The following is a 15,333-nucleotide window of genomic DNA, read 5'->3' as shown; positions in this document are numbered from 1 at the left end:
CCCGTATGCACGAAATCGCCGCTCCTGCGAGGGGAGTGGCCGATGGGCTCGATTCACACTTCTGTGTGTCGTGTGCGCTGCGCAATCGTGGAGGACCACGAGATGCACCACGAGATCACTGCGGGAGGGACCACGGGCCACCGCGGGAGGGACCGCGGGACCGGCCACGGCGTTTTCACGCCGACGTCCGCGAACGGTGCACCCCGACGGGCCCTGCCCCGTCTACGGAAGCGGAAAACGACCTTCCACGAAGGAGACAGCGATGTGCCCGCCGGAACCGCTTCTCGAACGCCGTGAGGCCATGGAGCTGCTGACCGCGGAGGCAACCCGTGCCCGAAACGGCTCGGGTCGCCTGGTGCTGCTCCGGGGTGCCACCGGCACCGGCCGCACCGCGCTCCTGGAGTCCGCGGCCGAGCAGGCGGCGGCGAACGACATGCGGGTCCTGCGGGCCCGCTGCTCGCCCGAGCACACCTCCGTGCCGTTCGGCACCGTCTTCCAACTTCTCTCCCACGGCCCGGAGTTCGACCAGGTCGCGGGCGAGGCGCCGGACCCGCCGGGCACCCCGCCGCACCGGGGCAGGCCCGCCCGGCTGTGGCGCCTGCTGCGGTCCTACGCGGCCGAGTCCCCCCTCCTCGTCGCCGTGGACGACGTCCACTTCGCCGACCCCGCCTCCCGCCGCTGGCTCGTCGAGGCCGTCCGCCGCATCGACCGGCTGCCGGTCCTCCTGGTGGCCACCGAGCGCGGCCAGTACGACATCGACCCCCCGGCGGACGGTCTCGCGCACGCCCTCTCGCCCGCCCTCGTGCACACCCACACCCTTGCCCCGCTGAGCCCCGACGCCGCCGCGCGACTGGTCCGCACCGTCCACGCCGGTGCCCCGCCGGAGCGGGTCGACGCGTGCTTACGCGCGGGCGCGGGCAACCCGCTGTTGCTGCGTGCCCTGCTGTCCGACCTCCGCGACACCGACCCCGGGGCCTTCGAGGTTGCCCTTCCGGACACCTGCGCGGCGCTCTACCCGGGCAACTACGCCGCCGCGGTGTCCTGGTGGCTGGACAGCGCCGGGCCCGCGACCGTCGAGGTCGCCCGCGCACTCGCCGCGCTGGACGACACGCACGCCCGCGTACCGGGTGACGCTCGCACCTCCGCACGGGGTGACGAGAACGCCCCCTCGCCCGTCGGCGAGGGCACCCCCGTGCCGATCGACGCCGACCTGCTCGCACGCACGGCCGGCGTCGACCCCGCCCGCGTACCCGGCTGGCTCACCGCCATGACCGGCCTCGGCCTGCTGAGCCCCGACACCGAGGGCCGGCCGCGCTACGCCCACCCGCTGCTGCGGGACGCCGTGCTCGGCGGCTGGGCCGGCGCCGACCGGCAGGCCGCCCACCGCCGGGCCGCCGAGGCGATGCTGCACCGCGGTGACAGCGCCGCGGCCGTCGCCGGCCAACTGCTGCGCTGCGGCCCCGTGGGCGAAACCTGGGCGGCTGTCGCCCTGCTCGACGCCGCCGACCTCGCCGTCCGCGACGACCGCAGCGACGACGCCCTCGCCCTCCTGCGCCGCGCCCTCGACGAACCGATGCCGCCCGCCCGCCGCACCGTGGTCCTCACCGAACTGGGCTCCCTGGAGTACGCCACCGTACGGCCCGGCGCGGGCATCCCCCGGCTCGTCGAGGCGATGCGCCAGCCGGGCCCGCCCCGCGAGCGCGTCCAGGCGGCCGTCGCGCTCGGCACCGCCCTGGCCCGGCGCGGCGAGGCCCGCGCCGCCGTCGACGTGCTGCGCGGGCTGCACGACGAGCACCTGACGGACCATCCGGACCTGATCCGCACGGTCCAGACCGCCTCGGCGCTGCTCTCCGACCACGACCAGGGCGTACGGCGGGAGGTCTACCGTCGGCTGCGCGAGACCGCCGAGGCCTCCCCCCACCTGGTCGGCACCCCGGGGCAGGCGCTCCTGGTGCGCTACGAGGCCACCGCCGGCCTGACCTCGGCGGCCGCCGCGATGGACCGCGTCCGGGCCCTGCTCGCCCAGCCGGTCGACCCCACGGACGAGGTCTTCCTGCTGGGCACGGCCGCCGCGGTCGCCCAGTGGGCCGACCAGCTCGACGAGGCCGAACGGCTGGTCCGGCGCGGCCTGGACGGCCGGCGGACCTCCCTGCTGCACCCCATGCACCTGGCCCTGCGCAACGTCCGCGTCGACATCACCGCCGCGCGCGGCGCCCACGGGGAGGTCCTCGCGGACCCCGAGGTCAGGCGCGCGGTCGCGGGCCGCTCGGAGTCCGCCAACGCGCTGGCCCACGCGGTCATCGCCCTCGTGGAGAGCGACCGGACGGACGAGGCCGCGCGCCTGGCCGACGTCTTCGACCTCCAGAACGCCCACGACACCTGGGAGTTGAACCGCTTCCTCTACGCCCGTGGACTCCTCCGCGCCGCCACCGGCGACCCGGCGGCCGCCCTGGACGACTTCCTGGAGTGCGGTCGCCGCCAGGCGGCACGGGACGTGGCGAGCCCGGTCGTCACCCCCTGGCGCACCGCCGCCGCCGAGTGCCACCTCGCCCTCGGCCGCCCCCACGAGGCCCTGGCCCTGGCCGAAGAAGAACTCTCCCTGGCCACCGTCTGGAACACGCCCCGAGTGGTCGGCCGCGCCCTCACCACGCTCGCCACGGCCACCCGGGGCCACCGTGGCCTCCACCTGGCCGACCGGGCGGTGCACCTCCTCCGCCACGGCACGGAGGGCCCCGGGGAACCCGGGGCCACGGCCGCGCCGCCGGAGACCGCCGCCGCCCACCACGGGCCGGCGCTGTGGGGCGCCGACGCGTCGGGTGGCGGCCCGCTGCGGTGGGGTGCGGCGACTTCGGGCGGAGGGCCGTCGACGGGGGAGGCGGCGAGCGGCGGCGCGACCTCGTGGAGCGCCACGGCGGCGAGCGGTGGCCCTTCCCTGTGGAGTGCCTCGGCGGCGGGCGGCGCGCCCGCGAGGGTGACGGCGATGCGCGGCTGGGCACTGGGCGCGGGCCCGGTGCGAGCAGTGGGCGGCCGGCCGACGGACGGGACGTCCGCGTTCTCGTCGATCACCGGCTGGGCTACGTCCGAGACACCGGGCGGCGGCCGACCGGCAGAGGAGGCGCCGGGTGGCGGATCGACGACGGACCCATCCGGCGTCGGACGGGCCGTCACCGCGGGCGGGCGGTGGACCGCGGCGCGGGCGGACGCGGCACGCACCCCTGACCCGCGAACGACCAAGCCCGTCGCCCCGCACGTGGAACGGCCCCCCTCGCCGACCACGGCCGAGGCGGTGCCGCCGGTCGGAGACCGGCGCGGTGCGGCGTACGGTCACGGGGCGGTGTCGCCGGACGGAAACGGTTCCGCGCCGTGGGCCGGTGGCCGGGCCACGGCGGACGGCGGTGGATCGGTGGCCGCGGACGGTCGGCGGGGGATGACGCCCGATTCGTTCGCGCCCGTCGACGCGGAGTTGATACCGGCGCTCGTGGCGCAGGGGCGAGGGCTCGTCGCCGTCGGGGAGCGGGCGCGGGCCCGGGACGCGTTCCGGGAGGCGGCCGAACGCGCCGAGCGCCTCGGCGCCCACCGCATGCGCGCCCTCGCGGAGTCGGCGCTGCGCGAGGGCGGTGCCCGCCGCACGGCGACCCCGCTCACCGGCCCCTCCGCCCTGACCGCCGGCGAGCGCCGTATCGCCGAACTCGCCGCCCAGAACCGCACGAACACCGAGATAGGGCAGCTCCTCCACCTGGCCCGCCGCACCGTCGAGACCCATCTGACCAGCACCTACCGCAAGCTGGGCATCCGCCGCAGATCGGAACTCGGCGCGGCCCTCGCCGGCACCGGGGAGGCCCCTGATCCGCCTCGGCGCATCCGCCCCGTCACGCCGCCAGAAGCCCGCGACGCACCCCTATCGAAGTCGGCCGGAAGTCCGCGCCCGATTCCGTGAACCGGACGCCGGGCGGATGCGTAGGAAACCCGGAAGCACCGGAAACACCCACGCGTAGCCGACACACCCGAGGAGTACCCATGAGCAGCCCGCCCCGCCTGAACGACTGGCTGACGGAACGTCAGCCCCTCGTCCTTGGCCTGTTCCGCATCGTCCTGGGCCTGCTGTTCACCAGCGAGGGCGCGGCCACGGTCTTCGGCATCCTGGACCGCAAGGCGAGCCCGGTCGGCGACTGGCCCTTCTGGTACGCGGGAGTCATCGAGCTGACCTGCGGCGTCCTGATCCTCCTCGGCGTGGCGACGCGTGGCGCCGCGTTCCTCAGCTCGGGCATCATGGCCTTCGCCTACTTCACGGAACACCAGAAGGACGGTCTCTTCCCCCTCCAGAACGGCGGCCTCGCCCCTGTCCTCTTCTGCTGGGGCTTCCTCCTGCTGGTCTTCGCCGGCCCGGGCGCCCTGTCCCTCTCGGGCCTCACCGGCCGCGAGGCCCGCACCAGCCCCGTACGTGGAACCACGTAACCCGCTACGGAGCTTCACCACGCGGACGCGGCAGGAACGAATCGGCGCGGACGGCCGCGACCAGGGTGCGGTGCACCACCGCAGCCGTCGCCCCGAGGAGGCACCCGACGGGCGCTCGTTCGTTCATGCTCGCGACCCGGATACCGATGTCGCGGGACGGCTTCGACGCATGGCTGCGCACGCCCCTGCCGGACCTCGGCATCATCGAGAACCCGTCGGCGATGTACACGGGCTGGGCCCTGGACGGCACGGAGCCGGACTGGGAGCTGAACGCACTCGCGGACTCTCCGCAGGCAGTGGCCCTGGAGGTCTATCTGTACGACTACCACGGCGAGGCAACCGCTACCCAGACCGCCCTGCTGATGCTGGCGGGGGCGGGCCGCTTCGCCCATGCGGGCACCGAGGCACCGGTCCTGTATTGGGGCGGTGACGTCTGTCTCGGCCTGCCCGAGCACGGCGACGAGCCCCTCGCGGTCATGCTCGTGGGCAACAGCTGCGCCCGTTTCGTCGCGGCCCACCCGCTCGACACCCTGATAGGGGAACTCGCCCCCGTCGAGACCGACTTCCTCGCCGCGACCGCCGACGAGACCCCCACCGAGGCCCCGCTCACCCTCCTGCTCGACCCCGTCCTGCGCCCCTACCACCCCGCCCCGGAGCCCACGCCCCACCCCTGCCGCCCCGCGCTCCCGGACATGGAGGAGCGGTAGAGGTTGGACCCGGAGACAGGCGGCGGCATCGAATCGGGTGGCCGTGCCGACCGTGCTCACGGCTTGCCGATGTCCACCGCCCAGACACCCGTGCCGTCGTACGCCTCCGGGGTCGCGGTCAGTACCTGGCCTTCGCCCTGGCCAGCCGCCGACGCATAGACCGCGTGCGCGTGCCGCCAGTCGATGCCCGCGGCGGTCGCCTGTTCCTCGGCGGCGGCACCGCGAAGTCGAGGGGTAGGAACTCCAGGCCGGGAAGCGCCCCCACGTGCGCCACCGCACCAGGAAGCTCCGTGCCTGCCGCGAACAGACACAATGCGGGGGCGTGCCCGCGTTGCGGCGGATCCTCGACTTCGACCACGGCCAGGCCGGAGAGCAGACGGTGGCCCCTGCACAGGGCGACCACCGCCGTGTGGTCGAGAACGATCACCGGCGTTCCCCCACGCGGCCAGCCGCGATCTCCGCGCGCCAGGCCTGAGCCTCGCGCGCGTCCTCATCGGTCAGATCCGGCCGCAGGTTCGCGCGGACGTGTGCCGTCCGCTCGGCCCGTTCGTCCGCGGTGGGAGTCGCCGCGACCATGCGCTCCACGTACGCGCGAGTGCTGAGTCCGCGCTCTTCGGCCAGTGTGCGGAGACGATCCCTTATGGCTTCGTCGATCTTGATCGTGGTGTCAGCCATAGCGGGAGAATACCAATGAAGACCCCGGTCGTTGTCCGCGCTCCGAGCCTGGACTTCCCCGGCGCCCGTTCAGCACTCGATGATGTTCACCGCCAGCCCGCCCCGCGCGGTCTCCTTGCACTTCACGTACACGCGGATGACTGTTGATCATGGCGTTGGCCTGCAATTTGGCATGTCTAGGCTTGCCTTGGGGTACGCCAGAGACTTTTCGGGGACTTCTTGTCGAGGGCTGATTACAAGGTATCCCGTGCTGCGTGAGGCGCTTGCGGGGCCGGGTCCGTTGATGCTCGGGCGGCATCCGAGGGCTTCGGTGAGCCCTGCACTCGTAATGCGTAGGTCTCGGGTTCGAATCCCGAAGGCGGCTCCATGGTGAACCCCAGGTCAGGCCTTTGACCTGGGGTTCTCTGTTTTCGTTGACCTTGGATATCCGGCGAATCGGGCACTGCTGGTCTGTGCATCGAAATGCGTAGGTCTCCGGTTCACAGCTTGTGTCCGGTTTTCGGTGCACCGCTGTGACCTGCGAGTTCATGGCCCTGAGGGCTTCTGCATCGAATTCGGAGTGATCGCCGGTGGCCATCCGGTGGCCATTTGTGCAGCGTGCGTGCAGGGGGGCATCCGATCTCGGCCCTGCAGGTGCTGTCCCAGGTGCCCCTTCTTTGTGCGGTCTGCATAGTGGAGAGACTTGCCTTGGAGTCCTCAGTCCGGTGTGAAGTGGCCCGGTCTCAGATCGCGTTACCTCTCGTGCGGCACGTTGTGGCCCTGTTCCACTTTGGCCCTGGATCTCACGATTGTGCAGACCATGCATGACCCTGCGATCAACGCGGAGAGCTTGCGGAACTGGAGCCGTGCCCCGGCGTGCGCGATCCCGATCTCCTGTAGGTCAAGAACGGCACCGGCACCGGTTCCGGCCCGCAGAACACTCAGGGGCGTGATGGCCAGGTCGGCGCATGACGGGCCGTCATCGCGTAGCCGAGCACGTGACGGGAGGAGGACAGGTCGATGACCGTCGCCAAGCTCAGCTTGCCCTCGCCGGCTCGGCCGTCGGCCAGTCCTACGACGCGACCCGTTGCGCGCGTCTGCGGCACCCAACTGCACAACGTCCTCGGGTGGATGCCCAGATCCTCAGTCACTTCCGGGTTCGGGTTACCGGTCTCCGCCGCGATTCCATACCGCGCCCTAGCAGAACTCGGCGTCGTAGATGCGCTTCCTGGATGCCATGCCCCCAACTATCCCGCCGGTCACGCCTGCGTTCCGCGTAATTCAGCGTCCTAGAGTCACGAATCTGGGGTTTGACCTGCGCGGACATGGGTGAGGGCGCCTGAGAGGCGTTTCTCTAGTAGTGCTTGGTCAGGTTCACTCGCCGGTGGCGTGTCCGTTTGATCGCTTGTTCCGTTGACCTGTTGTGATGGGTGGGGAGCTTGCCGCGGTCCGGTGTGATCTGGAGGACTTCGCGGCAGAGATGTTCGAGCCGTTCGCGCGGGCGGATCAACGCCGGTGGGGAACGGTCTATCTGCGGGGCCTGCTGCTGGACGGGCGGCGCAAGTCGGTGGAACCGATGGCCGCCCGCCTGGGCGAGGACGGCAACCGGCAGGCCCTGGCGAACTTCATCACCACCAGCCCGTGGGACGCGGCGCATGTCCGCGCCCGCCTGGCCTGGCGGATGCAGCAGGTGGTCAAGCCGACCGCGCTGATCGTGGATGACACAGGCTTCCTCAAGGACGGGGACGCCTCGGCGTGTGTGGCCCGGCAGTACACCGGCACCGCGGGCAAGGTCACCAACTGTCAGGCCGGGGTGTCCCTGCACCTGGCCTCCGACGACGCGTCGGCTGCTGTCGACTGGCGTCTGTTCCTGCCCGAGAGCTGGGATCCCGCCTCGTCCAAGGCCGATCCGGGCAAGGTGGCCCGCCGCACCACGTGCGGCATCCCCACCGACGTCGGACACGTCGAGAAGTGGCAGCTGGCCCTGGACATGATCGACGAGACCAGGTCGTGGGGCATCGACGTCCCGATCGTCGTCGCCGACGGCGGTTACGGCGATACCGCAGCCTTCCGGCTGGGCCTGGAAGAACGCGGGCTCGGCTACGCGGTCGGCATCTCCACCACGACCACCGCCCACCCGGAAACGGCACGGCCGCATACCCCGCCCTACGGCGGTCGCGGCCCTCGGCCCCAGCCGGTTTATCCCGAGGCGGCCAGGACGGTGAAGAAGCTGGTCATCGAGGCCGGCAAGCAGACAGCCCGGCCGGTGCAGTGGCGGGAAGGCTCCCGCCCGGGCAGCGGCCGCAGCGGCGTCAAGCGCATGTACTCCCGCTTCGTGGCCCTGCGCGTGCGGCCCGCCGGACGCGAGATCCGCAAAGCCTGCGACGGCCCGGAACTGCCCGTCTGCTGGCTGCTGGCCGAATGGCCCGCCGACCAGCCCGAACCCGTCCAGTTCTGGCTGTCCAACCTTCCCGCCGACACGGCGCTGGCCACCCTCGTGCGCACCGCGAAACTACGCTGGCGCATCGAGCACGACTACCGCGAGATGAAGCAGACCCTGGGCCTGGCCCACTTCGAAGGCCGCACCTGGCGAGGCTGGCACCACCACGTCACCCTCGTCTCCGTCGCACACGCCTTTTGCACCCTTCAGCGCATCACCCGGTCCCCAAAAGAGACGGCGCCGGCCTGAGCCTCTACCAGGTCGCCCGCGAACTGCAGCTACTCCTCGCGGTCTGGACCGGCGCCTGCCCCACCTGTCACCGCAACATGCCAGAACCGATACCGACCTGACCAAGCACTACTAGGCGCTGCATGTTCTGGGCGATCTCGCCATAGCGGCCCTGGCGGGACAGGGCGGCCTTCACCTCCGGGCTGCCTGAGCGGAGTTTCTCGCCGACGATGTAGGCGTTGTCGCCCTGGCGGAGGTAGCGGCGGTTGCGTTCGCTGGAGAATCCCCGGTCGGTGACCCACACGATCTTGCTGAGGGTCCAGTCCCGCATGTCGTCCTTGACCTGCCGGATCAGCTTGCTGTCACCGGTGTTGCCGGGCCAGGACCAGACGCGGACCGGGATCCCGTCCCTCGTGACGGCCATCCCGATCACGATCTGCGGCAGGTCGTCGCGGGAGTCCTTCGACTTGCCGAAGGCACGGAATCCGGCCTGATCCGCGCTCTCGCCGTCCTCTTCAGCGGGTGGGCGGCCGTCCCTCAGGAGGCGGCCCTTGTCGTCGCGGGCGACGGGTCCGTCGGCTTCCTCCAGTTCGAAGTAGGTGCTGGTGGCGTCGAAGAACAGCAGGTCGACCTCGAGGTTGAGGAGGTTCGCGACCTCGTCGAACACCCGCTTCTCCAGGTCGTCGGTCACCTCGTGGAGCCAGTCCATCGCCCGGTAGCAGGCGTCGTCGTCGATGGCCGGCAGGCCCTCGACATGCACGTCGTGCGTGACCCAGTCCGCGGCGGCCAGCTTGGACGACGGAGCCAGGGCCCGGTTCGCAACCAGGGAGAACAGCACCCGCTCGGTCATCGACATGTCCCGGCGCCGGCCCCGTTTGGGCTGCCCGACCTGCCCGACGATCCTGTCGATCCTCAGCCGCCGCCAGAGATGATCGAGGACATAGGTGCCGCCGAACGGGACCGACGAGACGAACTCCAGGTCACCCGCCGCCGTCGACGCCAGTGCCTCACCCGGCTCCAGCAGCCTCGATAGAGACGCGACCAGGCGCCTCACCGCGTCCCGGTCGAGGTCGTCCTCACGGCCGAACGTGAACAGCACCTTCGGGACCGCCCGGCCCTTTACCGGATCCCACTCGTTGTGGGCCAGGTGCAGGTACCGGACCGTGCCGGACTTGTTCTCCCGCTTCGTCGTCTTCACATACACGACTCCAGACCCTACGGAGCAACTCCAGGTCAGCGCAGGCGAATCCGCAGAATCGCGTCTCTAGGCGAATCTGCCCGCGTCACCAGCCTCCAGCCCACTGACCTGCACCTCCAGCCCGGCAGGGACTCCAGAACCCCCGAATTACGCGGAACGCAGGTCACGGTCTCCACGATAGGAGGGGTGCCCGGGGTGAGTGGTGGCTCGTTGCCAGGCGGCGCGCCGTAAGCGGAGTGTGAGATGACCGTCACTGAGCCCGAATCCACCGGCTGATCCTTTCCGGATCCAGTCCTTCGCCGAGGCCGGTTGGCCGTGCGGGGCACGGCTGTGTGGGTGTGAGGCACCCGCCGCGCGCGGGTCACGGCCTGTCCGGTGTCTTTCGGATCGGGGCTGGGGCGGTGGCGGTGTCGCCCGGGGGCCGGTGGGCCGTTGGGTGCGGAGGGCGCGGGCTGGTCAGCCCATGGTGGGTGGCCGGAGGCGGACGGCGTCGAGCAGGCTCAGCCATGCCTCACGCCAGGGCCAGTGCTTGGGTAGGTGGACCGTTAGCTGGGTGCGGGCGGTGCGGGCCAGCCGTGCGGGGACGTGGACCAGGTGGGAGCGCAGGGTGGCGGTGGTGGCCCTGGCGTGGAAGCGCGAGGCCAGGGCTCCGGCGGCCCGCAGGAGATTGTGGGACATCGCCCACAGCGTGAGCCAGGCCGCGTTGGCCTGGAAGTTCCCCGAGGGCATATGGGCGAGCGGGCCCGCTTTTCCGTCCGCGATCGCCTGCTCCACCACAGCATGCCGGCGGTGGTCGAGTTCGGCCTCCAGTATGGCGAAGGGGCTGTCGGTGAAGACCGGGTGGTAGCGCCAGGCGGTGAACAACTCGCCCTGCCCCTGGGCCACGTCGGCGTTCAGCCGCCGCACCCGGCGCACGATCAGCCGGGCGGTGACCTGCTCGGACTTCTTCCGGCCGGTGAAGGCGGTGTATGCGGTCTCGGCGACCTCGGCGTCGGAGACCATCTCGCCGGTGTCGGGGTCGACGAAGGCATCCGGGTAGCGGATCGGAACCCACGCGTCCTGATCGATGCGGGCGATCGCCGCGGCGATGGAGGGGTTCATGCCGGTGGTCAGCGAGAAGTGGGCGCCGGAGCGGCGGCAGGCCGCGGCCACGTCGGCGGTGTAGAACTTGCTGTCCGCGCGCACCAGGCGAATCCCCCTCCCGCCGGTCTCCTTCGCGATCGCGAGGGCCACGGACGTCGGCGGCCTTGCCGCGGCGCAGGCGGACCGCGCCGATGACGGGCCGGGCGATCGGGGTGGAGAAGGTGGCCAGGATCGGGTGCAGGGTGCGCTGTCCCTTGAGGCGGCCGACCTCAGCGCCCTGCTTGGCCTGGCCGTACACGCGGCGGTGGGTGGGGTCGATGTCGATGAACATCACCTGCCCGGCCCCGGGCAGCAGCGGCGTGCACCGGGCCAGGGATACCAGGAAGTCGCGGTGCACACGGTGGAGTTGGCGGTTGTGGCCGTGGGTGAAGGAGCGCAGGAAGGTGCCCAGCGTGGACGGGGCCCGGACCCCGCCGAAAGCCCGGTCCATCGCGCCGTGCCGCAACCGGTCGGCGTCATCGATGCTGTCCGCCCCCGCGCACATCGCCCCCAGCAGCGACATCACCTTCGCCGCCGGATGGGCGCCGCCGCTGTTGCCGGCGCCCTCGATCCGTATCGCGGCGGCCAGGTCGGGCAGGCCGGCCCGTTCGGCAAGACGGACCAGCGGCAGCAGCCCGGCGTCGGCGATCAGGTTCGGCTCATCGAACGCGGCGGAGACGCTGGTTGGGGCGTGAGAGGATTACATTTACGAGATGCCTTGCTGCTCTTGCGATTGTGGACCCTAGACAAGCCCATCATCGCAGGTCACAAGGCATCTCTTCGTTCCAGGGCCAGCTCCGCTCGAACATCAGCCGGTGGATTCGGGCTGAGCACTCTTGGTAAAGATCCCTCCACCAGTTACCCTCCCTTCGTTCAACAAATAATCAAAAAATAAAGAACGCAGGGGGGAAGGTGCGACCAACCAGTCGCAACAGAGCCGTGCGCGGGGCGATGACCGTCGCCTCGGCCGTGCTGGTACTAGCGGGCGGTATACAGGCCGTCCCGGTCCAAGCGGCGGACACGGACACGGGGGGTTCCAGTACTCCGGCTGACGAGGGGGCACGGGGCAAGGAGTTCTGGGAGGATGACGCGCTTCCGGCCGCCACGCCCGAGCAACGCGCTTCTGAGAAGGCGGTCGCCTCCGGCAAAAGCGTTGAGATCGGCGAGTTGACGTCGCCGACCAGCCGGGTGGTAGCCAATCCCGACGGGACATTCACCGCCGAAACGGCGGCTTCGCCCGAGCGGGTCCTGAAGGCCGGTAAGTGGACGGATGTCGACACCACGCTCGTCACACGGCCGGACGGCGGCCTCGCACCGCGCGCAGCCGAGGACATCCGTTTCTCCAGCGGCGGCACCGGCGAACCGCTGGCCCGGATGGTGACGGCCGACAAGGAGTACGCGGTGTCGTCGCCGTGGGCGCTCCCGAAACCGGAGGTCGACGGGTCGTCGGCCGTGTACCGGTCGGTGCTCCCCGACGTGGACCTCGCCGTGCAGGCCCACCCGGACGGATTTACATACCACTTGGTGGTCCACACCCGCGAGGCCGCAGCCAACTCTGCCTTGCAGAAGGTGAGTTTCCCGGTCGAGGCCAAGGGGCTGTCCGTGCGCACGGACGACTCCGGCGCGGCCACCTTTGTGGATGGCTCGGGACATGCCGTGATCTCCAGTGGGTCGGCTCTTATGTGGGACGCAGGCACGACCACTGCGAAGGCCGGCAGCGCGGCGCAGAGCACCTCCACGGGTTCCGCGTTCGCCGCGGAGACTGCAGCCGACACTCTCGGCACGAGTCCCCAGTCCCGTACGGCTGTCATGGAAACAGACGTCACCAACGACGCCCTCTCCATCGTTCCGGATCAGGACTTCCTTGCCAGCAGCGCGACTTCATACCCTGTCGTTCTCGATCCTCCGGCGGTCAAAGCGACCCTGACAGGGTGGACAGCGCTGTGGTCCAACTCGCCAGGCACCAGCCTCTGGAAGACCAAGCACGCGCTCGGCGTGGGCTATGACGCGTTCGTGGACAACAAGAAGTCGCGCTCACTCTTCCAGTTCGACACCCGCAGGGTGGCCGGCAAGAAGATCGTGAACGCGACCTTCACGCCGTACGCGATCTGGTCGGCGAACTGTGTGAAGCATGACGTCGACCTCTATCGCACGAGCCAGATCTTCTCCTCGACGACGTGGAATAAGCCGCCGAAGTGGCTTGCGAAGGTCGACACGGTCTCCGCTGCCAAGGGCCACTCCTCCGACTGCCCGGACGGGGACATCGAGTTCGACGCCACGGCTGCCGTCGCGCACACCGCGAAGGCGAAGGACACTCTCACCACGCTTGGACTGCGGGCCGACGAGGGTGATCCGATCGCGTGGAAGCAGTTCCTGTCTCCGCTGGACCCTGACGCCACGTCCTCCCGCAAGCCCCGGCTGTCGATCACGTACGTGACTCCGCCGAGCAGCAAGCCCTCGTCGGTGAAGATGTCCGATCCCAAGGTCTCCTGTTCTGCTTCTTCCGCTCCGGCACAGATTCGGGACACCACTCCGCGACTGACCGCGACACCGACATCAAGCGACGCCTCCAACTCCTCACTTCGCCCCAACTTCGAGCTGTACAGAGGTAGCAGCACCACGAAGACCTCGCTCAAGCCGTCCACGTGGACGGACAGCGGCACGGCCGGAACCGTGGTTACGGCGGCCTTGGACCAGGCTGTCACCTACAAGTTCCGCGCCCGTACCGAGTACAGGTACACGTGGAAGGGCGACACCCACTCCCTGTTCGGGCCCTGGTCGAGCTACTGCTACTTCAAGGTGGACTCCAAGGGGCCGCCAGTACCGAAGGTGTCCTCGACCGTGTACAAGGAATGCGGTGGCACGGTCTGTGAGGCCGCCGACCCGGAGCTGGGCAGCGTCGGCATGACCGCCGGCTTCAAGATCGACGCGGGTGCCAGCGACGTGCGCCGTTACGACTGGTGGCTCAACGGGGCGAAGCTCGGCAGTAAGACGTTCACGGCCAACACCTCGACGTACGAGATCGAGGCAGCGCCCGACAAGCGGCTGACCAACACCTTGCGGGTGCAGACCTACGACGGGGCGGGGAACCCGAGCGCCCACTATGACTACCTGTTCAAGGTGGCAAAGGGCTCTGATCCCGTGGCGAGCTGGAAGCTGGACGACGGCAGCGGGGCCACTGCTGCGGACAGTTCAGGCAAGAACCGGCCGCTGGCGCTGACCTCGGCGTCCTGGACGGACAAGGCCCGGCTCGGTGTCGGGCTGCGAGCCAACGGCACGAACACTGCGGGCTCCACCACCGCATCGGTTCTGGACACCACCAACAGCTTCACCGTGTCCGCCTGGGCTCGGCTGACCGCGAAGGATCACATCTCCACCGTGGCAGCACAGAGCGGGACCCGGGTGGGAACCTTCCAGATCTACTACTCGCAGTCGTACGACCGCTGGATCTTCAACCGGTACTCGGCCGACACCGACAATCCGACGATCGTCCGCGCGGTGGCCAAGAAGCCGCCGGTCGTGGGCGCGTGGACCCATCTGATGGGTGTGTACGACCACAACAAGAAGCAGATCCGCTTCTACGTCAACGGACAGCTCCAGGCGACCACCGAGTTCACCACACCGTGGGCGGCGAAGGGCTCCTTCGAAGTCGGCCGCATGAAGGGATCGGGTACGTACTCGTCCTGGTTCGAGGGCGACCTCGACCAGGTCCAGGTCTGGAACCGTGTGGTCTTCGAGAACGAGATGTGGTCGATCGCCAACACACTGAACCCGGCGACCGGCAGGACAGAGCCCGCGCTTCTCGCCAACTGGGGCTTCGACGAGGCATCCGGCACCACGGCGGCGGACGCCACCGGCCGCGGCAACCCGCTCCAACTCCAGACGGGCGCAGCCTTCGCCGCGACCGAGGATCCGGCCCACGGCAACGTCCTGGAACTGGACGCCGAGAAACTGGGCAGGGCCACCTCCACCGTCGCACTGGACGAGTCCGGCAGCTTCAGTCTGGCCGGCTGGGTCAACCTGGCCACCCAGTCGAAGCTCGACGACACCACCGTCGCGCATTCCCCGAGCGTCTTCTCGCACCCGGGCGCCGAGCGGAACTCGTTCCGCCTCTGGTACCGCCAGGAGGCGGGCCAGTCCATCGGTGACTGGAACTTCGGCCGGTACGAGACGGACGTCCTGGGCGGCCCCGCCGTCGCGGCTGTCTCGGACGAGGTCAACTCGCCCGGTGGCTGGGTGCACGTCGCCGCCGTCTTCGACGCGGTGAACAAGTCCATCCATCTCTATGTGTCCGGACAACGACAGGGCGACGAAGACGGCGTCCTGAGCGAGGAAGCCTTCCAGCCCACAGGCCCTCTGATGGTCGGCGGCGCACGTCGTCACGACAACGGAGAGTGGGGCAACGCCCTGCCCGGCCAGCTCGACGACCTACGCGTGTACGCCGGTGTCCTGTCCGACGACGAGATCACGCAGCTCGCGACGGTTGACGAGCCGCCTGTGCCCGTCGAATAACCCCTCCCTTCTTCTCC

Annotated in this window: 7 protein-coding genes and 1 pseudogene; 5 read left to right on the top strand and 3 right to left on the bottom strand. The window is 70.2% G+C overall.

The window, feature by feature from the left end; translation table 11 throughout:
• The first annotated feature begins 262 nt into the window (after positions 1-262).
• From P8T65_RS13760 to P8T65_RS13750, 3 genes are all read left to right on the top strand, one after another.
• Positions 263-3,937, top strand: coding sequence for an AAA family ATPase (locus P8T65_RS13760; RefSeq protein ID WP_316725702.1), 3,675 nt, complete (start codon positions 263-265; stop codon positions 3,935-3,937).
• Between the two features lie 80 nt (positions 3,938-4,017).
• Positions 4,018-4,455 carry a DoxX family protein gene (locus P8T65_RS13755; protein WP_316725701.1) on the top strand — a complete coding sequence of 146 codons (438 nt, stop codon included), beginning with the start codon at positions 4,018-4,020 and terminating at the stop codon, positions 4,453-4,455.
• Positions 4,456-4,580: 125 nt separating this feature from the next.
• Complete coding sequence (locus tag P8T65_RS13750; RefSeq protein WP_316725700.1) at positions 4,581-5,162, top strand: hypothetical protein; 582 nt, start codon at positions 4,581-4,583, stop codon at positions 5,160-5,162.
• A gap of 423 nt (positions 5,163-5,585) precedes the next feature.
• On the opposite strand, the gene P8T65_RS13745 is transcribed toward P8T65_RS13750, so the two are convergent.
• Positions 5,586-5,837 carry a hypothetical protein gene (locus P8T65_RS13745; protein WP_316725699.1) on the bottom strand — a complete coding sequence of 84 codons (252 nt, stop codon included), beginning with the start codon at positions 5,835-5,837 and terminating at the stop codon, positions 5,586-5,588.
• 1,405 nt (positions 5,838-7,242) lie between these two features.
• Here P8T65_RS13745 and P8T65_RS13740 point away from each other — a divergent pair.
• The gene (locus P8T65_RS13740) at positions 7,243-8,505 is read left to right on the top strand and encodes an IS701 family transposase (RefSeq protein WP_198655123.1); all 1,263 of its coding nucleotides are present in this window, start codon (positions 7,243-7,245) and stop codon (positions 8,503-8,505) included.
• Positions 8,506-8,572: 67 nt separating this feature from the next.
• Here the strand turns inward: P8T65_RS13740 and P8T65_RS13735 are convergent, their stop codons facing one another.
• A complete protein-coding gene (locus P8T65_RS13735; protein WP_316725698.1) occupies positions 8,573-9,682 on the bottom strand; it encodes an IS1634 family transposase in 1,110 nt (369 codons plus the stop codon).
• 456 nt (positions 9,683-10,138) lie between these two features.
• Positions 10,139-11,456: pseudogene (locus P8T65_RS13730) on the bottom strand (IS1380 family transposase).
• A 260-nt stretch (positions 11,457-11,716) separates the two neighbouring features.
• On the opposite strand from P8T65_RS13730, the gene P8T65_RS13725 reads away from it, so the two are divergent.
• Positions 11,717-15,316, top strand: coding sequence for a LamG-like jellyroll fold domain-containing protein (locus tag P8T65_RS13725; protein WP_316725697.1), 3,600 nt, complete (start codon positions 11,717-11,719; stop codon positions 15,314-15,316).
• The last annotated feature ends 17 nt before the right edge of the window (positions 15,317-15,333 follow it).

This window comes from Streptomyces sp. 11x1, from assembly GCF_032598905.1.
Lineage (GTDB): Bacteria > Actinomycetota > Actinomycetes > Streptomycetales > Streptomycetaceae > Streptomyces.
Note: the sequence above shows the minus strand (reverse complement) of the source record. Positions and strands in the feature narration are given on the sequence as shown.